Source organism: Streptomyces sp. NPDC094448, from assembly GCF_044763775.1.
In the GTDB taxonomy this organism is placed as follows: domain Bacteria; phylum Actinomycetota; class Actinomycetes; order Streptomycetales; family Streptomycetaceae; genus Streptomyces.
Genome location: NZ_JBIWGU010000001.1, coordinates 82838 through 94489 on the forward strand (window position 1 = coordinate 82838; position 11652 = coordinate 94489).

General features: G+C 71.3%; 8 protein-coding genes. 7 read left to right on the plus strand and 1 reads right to left on the minus strand.

Annotation, left to right across the window (positions count from 1 at the left end):
* The 6 genes from ACIQ9E_RS00310 (at position 1) to ACIQ9E_RS00335 (ending at position 8421) form a co-directional block, all read left to right on the plus strand.
* Entirely contained in the window at positions 1-1455 is a 1455-nt protein-coding gene (locus ACIQ9E_RS00310; protein WP_403699578.1) for a DUF4192 domain-containing protein, read from the plus strand.
* Positions 1456-1620: 165 nt separating this feature from the next.
* The gene (locus ACIQ9E_RS00315; RefSeq protein WP_403699581.1) at positions 1621-2388 is read left to right on the plus strand and encodes an NUDIX domain-containing protein; all 768 of its coding nucleotides are present in this window, start codon (positions 1621-1623) and stop codon (positions 2386-2388) included.
* A gap of 223 nt (positions 2389-2611) precedes the next feature.
* A complete protein-coding gene (locus tag ACIQ9E_RS00320; RefSeq protein ID WP_403699584.1) occupies positions 2612-4384 on the plus strand; it encodes an ATP-binding cassette domain-containing protein in 1773 nt (590 codons plus the stop codon).
* A 183-nt stretch (positions 4385-4567) separates the two neighbouring features.
* Entirely contained in the window at positions 4568-5452 is an 885-nt protein-coding gene (locus ACIQ9E_RS00325; protein WP_403699587.1) for a FadR/GntR family transcriptional regulator, read from the plus strand.
* 360 nt (positions 5453-5812) lie between these two features.
* Positions 5813-7360, plus strand: a complete 1548-nt coding sequence (locus ACIQ9E_RS00330) for an RNA polymerase sigma factor (RefSeq protein WP_403699590.1) — start codon at positions 5813-5815, stop codon at positions 7358-7360.
* A 245-nt stretch (positions 7361-7605) separates the two neighbouring features.
* Positions 7606-8421, plus strand: coding sequence for a S1 family peptidase (locus ACIQ9E_RS00335; RefSeq protein WP_403699593.1), 816 nt, complete (start codon positions 7606-7608; stop codon positions 8419-8421).
* A gap of 381 nt (positions 8422-8802) precedes the next feature.
* Here the strand turns inward: ACIQ9E_RS00335 and ACIQ9E_RS00340 are convergent, their stop codons facing one another.
* Complete coding sequence (locus ACIQ9E_RS00340) at positions 8803-9033, minus strand: hypothetical protein (protein ID WP_006346139.1); 231 nt, start codon at positions 9031-9033, stop codon at positions 8803-8805.
* Positions 9034-9466: 433 nt separating this feature from the next.
* Here ACIQ9E_RS00340 and ACIQ9E_RS00345 point away from each other — a divergent pair, with 433 nt between their 5' ends.
* A complete protein-coding gene (locus ACIQ9E_RS00345) occupies positions 9467-11584 on the plus strand; it encodes a type IIA DNA topoisomerase subunit B (protein ID WP_403699596.1) in 2118 nt (705 codons plus the stop codon).
* Positions 11585-11652 lie beyond the last annotated feature (68 nt).

The window sequence follows — 11652 nt, forward strand, 5'->3', positions numbered from 1 at the left end:
ATGAACGAGCAGCGAGATTCTCAGAACGGCGCGCACCGCGCGCACGGCATCGAAGCGGCGGGCGGCCGGAGCCCGCTCGGCGACGCGGGGCGGGCCGGAGGCCCGGACGAGCAGATCACCCTGCGCGGACCGGCCGAACTGGCCGACTGCCTGCCCTATCTGCTGGGCTACCACCCCTCCGACGCGGTGGTCCTGGTGGCCCTGCACGGGGAGCGCGGACGGTTCGGCGGCCGGGTGAAGCTGGGCATCCCCGGGTCGCCCGGGGACTGGGAGCCGACCGCCCGGCAGCTCGCGGAGTGCCTGGTCGAAACGAGCCGACGGCGGGACGGGCGCCCCGACGGCATCGTGCTCTTCCTCTGCAGGGAACCGGCCGCCGGCCGGACCGGACGCGAGGTGATGGAGTGGCTGCGCCCCTTTGCCCAGCGGTTGCGCACCGCCTGCGGCACCCTCGACGTTCCCGTGTTCGAGGCGCTGTGCATCTCCGACGGCCGGTTCTGGTCCTACTGCTGCCCGGACGAGCGGTGCTGCCCGGCGGAGGGGGCAGCGCTGGTCGCCCCCGGCACCTCGGTCCTGGCCGCCGCCGCGACCTATGCGGGGGTCGGGCTGAGGGGGTCCCAGAAGCAGTTGGAAGCGCGGCTCGAACCGATTCCCGAGCCGGTTTCGGGCGGACAGCGGCGCGCTCTCGACGATGCGGGCGTGGACCTGGTCCGGGGCATGCTCATCGGCGGGAAGGAGCGCAGGGAGATCGGTGACGACACGATCGCCCTGGCGAAGCTGCTGATGGACCGGCTGGCCGCGGCGGAGCGGATCACGAGCCGGCCGCTCGCCGACGCGGCCGACGACCGGCTCATCGCCGACGACGAGGCGGCGTTCGTCATTCTCGGGCTCCAGGACCGGGAGACCCGCGACCGGGCCGCCGCCTGGATGGAGGGGCCGGACGCCGAACCCGCCCTGCGGCTGTGGCGGGCCCTGGCCAGGCGCTGCGTCGGGCCCTATGTCGAGCATGCGGCCGCACCCCTCACCCTCGCGGGCTGGGTCGCCTGGTCGACCGGCGACGAACCGGCCGCGCGGATCGCCCTTGCCGCGGCTTTGCGCAGCGACGCCGAGTACGTCTTCGCCCTCCTGCTCCACCAGGCGTGCAACGAGGGCGTGGACCCGGAGGCCGTCCGGAAGTGGCTCCGCCGGACCGGGGCGGAAGCGCGCGACCGGACGGCCGCAGACGCCGGGGCGGCCGACGAGGCCCCGGACGCCGGGGCGCCGGACCCCGCAGGGGGCACGGGCGGTCCGGTACGGCCCCGGGTCCGGACGGTGCGCCCGCCCGGGGGCGGGCCGGCCGGCCGGGAGACGGCGGTACGTCCGGGCAGGCAGCGACGTGCGGCGGGCACCCGCGGACGGACGGCGGGTGGAACCGCCCGTGGCGGCGGCCGGACGGAGGATGCCCTGGGCGAAGCCTGAAGGAGGTGTCACGGCAGGCGTCGGGCCGCCACGACCGGCCCGGTGCCCGGCGGGTGGGCAGCCGGTGGCGAGGGCCGACCGGGCCGCGGGCGGAGGGGGATCGGAGAAGCGGGGGAGAAGCCGAAAGGAGTGTTTATCGTCAGGCAGACGACTATGATCACGGCCATGCCTCCCTACGACCCGTCGGCCTTTCCCCCTTTTGCTGTCACTGTCGATCTGGTCGTGCTCACGGTGCGCCGCCATGAACTCTGTGCGCTGGTGGTGCGGCGCGGGGAAGCGCCTTTCCAGGGGCGGTGGGCGCTGCCGGGCGGGTTCGTGCGGGCGGATGAGGACCTGGTGGGGGCCGCCGCCCGGGAGCTGGCCGAGGAGACCGGGCTCTGCGCCCATGACCCGGCGACGCCGGAGCTGGGCGGCGGTGCCCATTTGGAGCAGCTCGCCACCTACGGCGCCCCCGACCGCGATCCCCGGATGCGGGTGGTGAGCGTCGCCCATCTGGTGCTGGCGCCCGATCTGCCCGCGCCCCGGGCCGGTGGGGACGCACACGGCGCACGCTGGGCAGCTGTGGAGGATCTGCTCGCCCAAGAGGCGGAGCCCGTCCAGGACGGCGACGGGCAGACCGGACCACTCGCCTTCGACCATGCGCGGATTCTGGCGGACGGGGTGGAGCGGGCCCGATCCAAGATCGAATACTCCTCGCTGGCCACGGCCTTCTGTACGCCGGAGTTCACCGTGGGCGAGCTGCGGCGGGTGTACGAGGCGGTGTGGGGGGTGGTCCTGGACCCCAGGAACTTCCACCGGAAGGTGACGGGTACGCCGGGGTTCCTGGTTCCGGCGGGCGGGACGACGACCCGGCAGGGCGGGCGGCCGGCCCAGTTGTTCCGGGCGGGTGGGGCGACGCTGCTCAATCCGCCGATGCTGCGCCCCGAGGTCTGACCGGTCGGGCCGGAGCCGCCGTGGGCCGTCCGCCGGCGGTCGGGATGGTCCGGCCGCGCGACCGCGGAGGCGCGTGCCCCGGGCGCGGGCAGCCGAGCCGGATGCGGCGCCCGGAACACCCGGGCGAGGGTAATGCGCAGAAAGTCCGAAATGTCGAGTTATCGTGCTCGGTGCCCGCATACCACCGGGCGGTCCTCGGGGCCGCCCCTCCGTGGGAGACGCGATGCTCCAGGCCATCGGACTGACCAGCGCCCCCCGGCGGGAGCTTCCTCCTGCCGTCGACGACCTCTCCTTCGACGCCGCCCCCGGCCTGGTCACGGTTCTGCTCGGGGCCGCAGGGGCGGGTAAGACGACCGCACTGCGCCTGATGCTGGAACTCGACCCCGGCCAGGGGGTCACGTACTACCGAGGGAACAGGCTGGCCGACCTCGCACACCCCGCGCGCGAAGTGGGCGCCCTGTTCGGCGACGTACCCGGGCATCCGGCCCGGACCGCCCGGGGGCAGCTGCGGATGCTCTGCGCGGCCGCCGGGGTCCCGATGGCCAGAGCCGGGCAGCTCCTGGAGACCATGGGGCTCGAAGGCGTCGCCGACGAGCACCTCGGCACGCTGCCGCTCGCCATGGACCGGCGGCTCGGGCTCGCCTCCGCCCTTCTGGGCGACCCCGCCACACTCCTCCTCGACGAGCCCGCGAAGGGGCTCTCGCCCCGCGACCAGGCATGGCTGTACGGCGCGCTGCGCGGCCATGCCGAACGCGGTGGAGCCGTACTGTGCACCGTCGCCGACCCCAAGGAGGCGGCCCGGATCGCGGACCGGGTCGTCACCCTCGACGCGGGGCGCCTCGTCGCCGACCAGGACGGTGCCGAATTCGCCCGTACCCGGCTGCGCCCCCGGGTCTCCGTCCGGACCCCGCACGCGGCACGCCTCGCCGACGTCGTCCACCGCGAGGCACGCGCCGCCCGGCGCTCCGTCGAGGTCGTCACGGAGCGCGGCGGGCTGCTCTCGGTGTACGGGAGCACCAGCGCAGAGGTGGGCGAGACCGCGTTCCGGCACGGTGTCCTCGTCCACCGTCTCGCCGACGAGACCGGCGACTGCCCGCCCGCTCCGGCCGAGGCGCGGTCCGGGCCCGGCCCCGCCGCCGAGGCCCCTGAGCCCGCCCGGTTCTCCCGGCTTCGCCGGGGAACCACCGAAGGGCTTCCCGGCACACTCCCGGTGCCCCGGCCGGTGACCAGCCCCGCCCGCCCCCTGCGCTACGAACTCCACCGTCTGCTGGGAGTGCGCACCGCCTGGTGGATCGCCGCTGCCGCCGTTCTCGTCTCGGTCGCCGTCGGGCTGCTGCTCGCCCGGTCCCGGGACACCCCGGTCCAGGCTGCCGTCGCCGCCTGGCCCGGTTTCCTCCCGCTGCCCCCCGCCGCCTTCGCGGCCGGGCTGGTCGGCGCGCTCTCCTTCGGCGACGAGTTCCGCTATCCGGCGCTCGCGGCCGCGCGCGGCACCGTACCGCGCCGTGTCGGACTGCTCCTCGCCAAACTGGTGGTGACCGCCGCCTATGCGCTGGTGCTCGCGCTGCTCGTCGCCGTCGCGGGTTTCCAGGCGCTCGGACTGGTGTACGGCCCCGAGGCGACCGTGCTGCCGGAGAACTGGCCCGCGCTCGCCGCCGGCTGGGGCGGGCTCGCGATCGGCTGCGCCTGGGCCGGGCTCCTCGCCGCCGGGACGTTCCGGTCGACGGCGGCCGGGGCCGCCGCCGTACTGGCCGTCCCGGTCCTCGTCACCCCTCTGGTCCAGAAGGCGCTGGCCGCTTCGCCGGTACGGTCTTTCGCCGGACTCCCCGGCCGGCTCCGCGAACTGACCTGGGTGCAGCTGCCGCACCAGGCGGACGTATGGCTGGTGGCGGGTGCCCGGCTGCTCTCCCGGCCCGTCGGCGTGGCACTCGCGCTGTCGCTGGCGGGGCTCGTCTGCGCGTACGCCGCCATCGGGCTCCGCCGCCGGGTGCGGTGGTGACTGCCGCGGCCGGAGGCGATCCGACCATCCTTGCGATGATCCGCTGATCGGATCGACAGCACTCGGAGAAATAGCCACTTCTATCCGATAAGTCGTCAATTGTGGGGGAAGCGCCGATCACCCTTTCGTGTGCTTTTCACCAAAGACCTCAAGGCCCGCGAAAGCCGCGCCGACAAAGGATGCGTGAGTACCCTTGCGCAGACCATGATGACCGCCCGCCCCGCCGACTCCGGCCTCGCCGGTCCGGGCGAACTCGACCGATACTCCTACCCGGAGCCGCACGCCGCCGAGCGCGTCGCGCCTCCCGCGTGGGACGGCCCGGACACCGAGCTGGGCCGGGCCGGGCGCCGTGCGGCAGGCAGCCGGGGCCGTGGACTGCACGGCCAACTCGTTCAGCAGCTCGGCCAGATGATCGTCTCCGGCGATCTGGGGGCGGACCGGCCGCTCGTCCCGGAGGAGATCGGCCAGCGGTTCGAGGTCTCCCGGACCGTCGTCCGCGAGTCGCTGCGGGTCCTGGAGGCCAAGGGGCTGGTCAGTGCCCGGCCCAACGTCGGCACCCGGGTCCGGCCGGTCAGCGACTGGAATCTGCTCGACCCCGACATCATCGAGTGGCGTGCCTTCGGCCCCCAGCGCGACGACCAGCGCCGGGAGCTGTGCGAACTGCGGTGGACCATCGAGCCCCTCGCCGCCCGTCTGGCCGCGGGACACGGACGCGAGGACGTCCAGCAGCGGCTCGGCGACATGGTGGAAATCATGGGACACGCCCTTGCCCAGGGCGACGGGATCACCTTCTCCCGGGCCGACGCCGAGTTCCACACCCTGCTCATCCAGCTCGCCGGTAACCGCATGCTGGAGCACCTCTCCGGGATCGTCTCCGCCGCGCTCCAGGTGTCGGGCGGCCCCGTCACCGGCTGTGACCGCCCCAATGAGGTCTCCCTCGCCCACCACGCCCGGATCGTCGACGCCCTCGCCGCCGGCGACGCAGCCGCCGCCGAATCGGCCATGAGGCAACTGCTCACCGTCCACCCGGAGGTGGAACGCGTGGTGCCCGCGCCGCGTGAGCACTGAACGCCCGGCCGCAGGGCCGGGCGCACGGAGGCGTACGCACGCCGTGCCCGGATGTGCACGTGCCGCCGGATTCCACGGGAGTCCGGCGGCACGGTTGTGCGTAGAACATCCGATCTATCCGGTTCATCCTTCTTGGGGTGTGACTCGGGCCACGTGGATTGGGCGTAACGCTCCTTGAAACCGTGCGATGACCTAAGAGGTGACAGCCGAGGAGGGAATACGGCAGCCGTTGGCGGCGCTGTTCTGTTCCGAGGTGTGTTCCGCCCGCGCCACCGGCACATCCGCAGCCCGGTGGTCGTCGGCTCCGGCCCGATCATGGGCTGAGCCGGAAGCCGTTTCCATCGTTCCGAGAGGTTGTTCGTGTCGGCCAGCACATCCCGTACGCTCCCGCCGGAGATCGCCGAGTCCGAATCCGTGATGGCGCTCATCGAGCGGGGAAAGGCTGATGGGCAGATCGCCGGCGATGACGTGCGGCGGGCCTTCGAGGCCGACCAGATTCCGCCAACCCAGTGGAAGAACGTTCTGCGCAGCCTCAACCAGATCCTCGAGGAAGAGGGTGTGACGCTGATGGTCAGTGCCGCGGAGTCGCCCAAACGCTCGCGCAAGAGCGTCGCTGCGAAGAGCCCGGCGAAGCGCACCGCCACCAGGACCGTCGCCGCCAAGACCGTCACGACGAAGACCGTCGCCGCGGCCGCGGCGGCCGAGACCGTGGACGCGCAGACCGGCGACGAGGCCGCGACGGCGCCTGCCAAGAAGGCGGCGGCCAAGAAGGCCGCCGCGAAGAAGACGGTGGCGAAGAAGACTGCCGCGAAGAAGACCGCGGCCAAGAAGACCGCGGCCAAGAAGGACGCCGACGAGCCGGTCGACGGCGAAGAGCTGCTCGACGACGTCCAGCCCGGCGGCAAGGACGACGAAGAGGCCGAGGGCGAGAGCAAGGGCTTCGTCCTGTCGGACGAGGACGAGGACGACGCGCCCGCGCAGCAGGTCGCGGTCGCCGGTGCCACGGCCGACCCGGTGAAGGACTATCTGAAGCAGATCGGCAAGGTCCCCCTCCTCAACGCCGAGCAGGAGGTGGAGCTGGCCAAGCGCATCGAGGCCGGTCTCTTCGCCGAGGACAAGCTCGCCAACTCCGACAAGCTGGCGCCCAAGCTCAAGCGCGAGCTGGAGATCATCGCCGAGGACGGCCGCCGGGCCAAGAACCACCTCCTGGAGGCCAACCTCCGGCTGGTGGTGTCGCTCGCCAAGCGCTACACCGGCCGCGGCATGCTCTTCCTGGACCTGATCCAGGAGGGCAACCTGGGCCTGATCCGCGCCGTGGAGAAGTTCGACTACACCAAGGGCTACAAGTTCTCGACGTACGCCACCTGGTGGATCCGGCAGGCGATCACCCGCGCCATGGCCGACCAGGCGCGCACGATCCGCATCCCGGTGCATATGGTCGAGGTCATCAACAAGCTGGCCCGGGTACAGCGCCAGATGCTCCAGGACCTGGGCCGCGAGCCCACCCCGGAGGAGCTGGCCAAGGAACTCGACATGACCCCCGAGAAGGTCATCGAGGTCCAGAAGTACGGCCGCGAGCCGATCTCCCTGCACACTCCGCTGGGCGAGGACGGCGACAGCGAGTTCGGTGATCTGATCGAGGACTCCGAGGCCGTCGTGCCCGCGGACGCGGTCAGCTTCACGCTCCTTCAGGAGCAGCTGCACTCCGTGCTCGACACCCTCTCCGAGCGTGAGGCCGGTGTGGTCTCGATGCGCTTCGGCCTCACCGACGGCCAGCCGAAGACGCTCGACGAGATCGGCAAGGTCTACGGGGTCACCCGGGAGCGGATCCGGCAGATCGAGTCCAAGACGATGTCGAAGCTGCGCCACCCGTCGCGCTCGCAGGTGCTCCGCGACTACCTCGACTAGAGCGGACCGGAGCGGAGCGGAACCGGCTGGTTCCGGTCCGACGGCGTCACCAGGGCCCGTGCCCCCTTCCGGGGGGCCGGGCCCTTCGCCGTACCCCGGGCGGGAGGTCCGCTTCCACTGCTGGAAGGCGGCATATTCCGTTCGAACGGACATCTGTGCGTCAACAGGGTGTGGCGCGAGGGTGCGCCGGACGGCTCGCTGACTGACGCTGAGTGGACGTCACTCACGCAGAGTCAGGAGACCGTATGCGCCCTCTTCTCGTCCGAGCCCTGACCGGAACGCTTGCCCTCGCCGCTGCCGGAGGCATGGCGCCCCTGGCGGAGCCGGTCCCCGCGGTGGCCGACAGCGTCGTCGTGGGCGGTTTTCCGGTACGGGTGTCGGATACGCCGTGGGTCGTGGCGCTCGCCAGCCGTGACCGGTTCGGTGGAACGCGCTCGGGCCAGTTCTGCGGGGGCGTGGTGATCGCGCCGACCAAGGTCATGACCGCGGCGCACTGTCTGAGCCGGACGGTGCTCGGCGGCGAGGTGAGCCAGGTGCGGGATCTGCGGGTGATCGTCGGGCGGACGGAGCTGACCGCGTCGGACGGGCAGGAGGTCGCGGTCAGCGGGAGCTGGGTCTCTCCCGCGTACAACCCCCGGACCAACGGTTCGGACCTGGCCCTGCTGACCCTGGCGGAGGCGCTGCCGGATTCCCGGGTGATTCCGGTCGCGGCCGAGGGGGACGAGGCGTACGTACCGGGGACGGCGGCCACGGTCTTCGGCTGGGGCGATACCAAGGGCGACGGCAGCTATGCCACCGCGCTGCGCGCGGCCGATGTCACGGTCCTGGCGGACCGGAACTGCCGGACGGCCTATCCAGGAGGGCTGAGCGGCCGCTACGACGCCGCCACGATGCTCTGCGCCGGAGACCCCCGGGGCGGCCACGACGCCTGCCAGGGGGACAGCGGAGGGCCGCTGGTGGCCCGGGGGAAGCTGATCGGGCTGGTGTCCTGGGGGAGCGGCTGCGGGAGGGCGGACAGCCCGGGGGTCTACACCCGGGTCTCGGCCGTCCGCCTGCCGTAGGCCGTATCCGCAAAGCAGCCGTGCCTGCGGCTCCCCCGGCCCTGCGGTCGGCGGTACCCCGGGGGCGGGCCGTCGCAAGGCGCATGCCTCCTCCGGCTGCCGCTGGGGGTGTACCCGGCCGCCGTGCTTCCCCGGGGCCTTGAGGCCCCGGGTGGGGGCACCTCCGGGCGGAGCCCGGGGAGGGCGTTCCCGTGCTGCGTTGTCCTCGGCCGCCGCAGGGCCGCCGGGAGCGCGGGAAATCCGTCCCGGCGACGGGACGTGCGGCGTGTTCACGGGGGGAGGGGGTCAGGGAACACGAGCGGGCGGTCACCCCTGCCGATGAGGGGTGACCGCCCGTCGGTCGGTCCTGGACCGGCCTTGGCTCGTCGTGGATGCGAGGTGTCAGTGATCCTCTTGCCCGGCACCGGCCGGCACGGCCGTGAGTCGGTCGGTCTCATCCTGTATTTCCGCGGCGATCTTCTTGAGTTCCGGCTCGAACTTGCGTCCGTGGTGGGCGCAGAAGAGCAGTTCACCGCCGCTGGTCAGTACGACGCGCAGGTATGCCTGGGCGCCGCAGCGGTCGCAGCGGTCAGCGGCCGTCAGCGGGCTCGCGGGTGTCAGAACAGTAGTCACGTCGCCTCTTCTCTAGCTCGACGAGCTGTCGTACCAGGGTCAACATCCAACCAGGCCGAAAACGTTCCCGCTCGGGGCTTTTCCTCGAAAGTTCCTTCCGAGGTGGCTGTCTGCTACCAGGTGGCGGCGAATGAGCCGTATTGCTGTGCTCTACGGGTTTCGCGTTGCTTGTCTCGGTCCGGCCCTCCCGGCTGGGTTGCCGGTGTTCATGAGGACGTGCCCGGAGCCTAAATGGTTCATGCCTGGAAGGGAACGTGATGTTCACGTCACCTCATCGGGCTATCGAACACCCGTGCGATAATGGGCGGGGGCGGGAAAACCCGAGGGTGGCGTTACAACGGCTCTATCAGGGCTCGGTACCCTCTGACCGGCGACCGACGCCGGGCCCTTACCCCACTGGGCCACATCTGAAATTCAGCGAGGAGCGAACCGCGTGACCGCCGAAAAGTCCGGGCCGTCCACAGCTTTGCTGACAGCGGAGCGTGACGGCTCCAACTACACAGCGCGGCATCTCCTCGTCCTGGAGGGTCTCGAAGCGGTCCGCAAGCGCCCCGGCATGTACATCGGATCGACCGACAGCCGCGGTCTGATGCACTGCCTCTGGGAGATCATCGACAATTCGGTCGACGAGGCTCTCGGCGGCTACTGCGACCATATCGAGGTCATCCTCCACGACGACGGCTCGGTCGAGGTCCACGACAACGGCCGGGGCATCCCGGTCGACGTCGAGCCCAAGACGGGTCTGTCCGGGGTCGAGGTCGTCATGACCAAACTGCACGCCGGCGGAAAGTTCGGCGGCGGTTCCTACGCGGCGTCCGGCGGTCTGCACGGTGTCGGCGCCTCCGTGGTCAACGCGCTGTCCGCACGGCTGGACGTCGAGGTCGACCGCAACAGCGCCACGCACTCCATCAGCTTCCGCCGCGGAGTGCCCGGAATCTTCACCGAACAGGGACCCGAGGCGCCCTTCGACCCGGGGAACGGGCTGCGCAAGGGCAAGCGCGTCCCCAGGACCCGTACCGGCACCCGGGTGCGGTACTGGGCCGACCGGCAGATCTTCCTCAAGGAGGCGAAGCTCTCGCTGGAGACGCTGCACCAGCGCGCCCGGCAGACCGCGTTCCTGGTACCCGGGCTGACGATCGTCGTCCGCGACGAGCGGGACCTGGAGGGCCAGGGGAAGAGCCAGGAGATCTTCCGCTTCGACGGGGGCATCAGCGAATTCTGCGAGTACCTCGCGCAGGACAAGGCCGTATGCGACGTGCTGAGGCTGACCGGGCAGGGCACCTTCAAGGAGACCGTGCCCGTGCTCGACGAGCGCGGACATATGACTCCCACCGAGGTCACCCGGGAACTCGGCGTCGATATCGCCCTGCGCTGGGGCACGGGCTACGACAGCACGGTCCGGTCCTTTGTGAACATCATCGCCACGCCCAAGGGCGGTACGCACGTCACCGGGTTCGAACGGTCCGTGACCAAGACGGTGAACGAGGTGCTCCGCTCGGCCAAGCTGCTGAGGGTCGCCGAGGACGACATCGTCAAGGACGACGCCCTCGAAGGCCTCACCGCGGTCGTCACGGTCCGGCTGGCCGAACCGCAGTTCGAAGGGCAGACCAAGGAGGTCCTGGGGACGTCGGCGGCCAACCGGATCGTGGCCAATGTGGTGGCCAAGGAGCTGAAGGCCTTTCTGACCTCCACCAAGCGCGATGCGAAGGCGCAGGCCAGGGCCGTGCTGGAGAAGGCCGTGGCCGCCGCGCGGACCCGGATCGCGGCCCGTCAGCACAAGGAGGCGCAGCGCCGGAAGACGGCACTGGAGACTTCGTCGCTGCCCGCGAAGCTCGCCGACTGCCGCAGCGACGACGTGGAGCGCAGCGAACTCTTCATCGTCGAGGGCGACTCCGCGCTCGGTACGGCCAAGCTCGCGCGGAACAGTGAGTTCCAGGCGCTGCTGCCGATCCGGGGCAAGATCCTCAACGTACAGAAGTCGTCGGTCTCCGACATGCTCAAGAACGCCGAGTGCGGTGCGATCATCCAGGTCATAGGAGCCGGGTCGGGCCGGACCTTCGATCTCGACGCCGCCCGGTACGGCAAGATCGTGCTGCTGGTGGACGCCGATGTCGACGGCGCCCATATCCGGTGTCTGCTGCTCACGCTCTTCCAGCGTTATATGCGGCCGATGGTGGAGGCGGGGCGGGTCTTCGCCGCGGTGCCGCCGCTCCACCGGATCGAGCTGGTCCAGCCCAAGAAGGGCCAGGACAAGTACGTTTACACCTACTCGGACAACGAGCTGCGGCAGACGCTGCTGGAGTTCCAGCGCAAGAACATCCGCTTCAAGGACTCCGTGCAGCGCTACAAGGGTCTGGGCGAGATGGACGCCGACCAGTTGGCCGAGACCACGATGGACCCGCGGCACCGCACGCTGCGCCGGATCAACATCGGCGATCTGGACGCCGCCGAGCAGGTCTTCGACCTGCTGATGGGCAACGAGGTCGCGCCGCGCAAGGAGTTCATCACCAGCTCCGCGGCTACGCTGGACCGTTCGCGTATCGACGCCTGAGCGGTGCACCGGCCCGGGGGTTCCGGGGGGCGGAGTCGAGGATTCCGCCCCCTCCGGGCCCCCTGGCG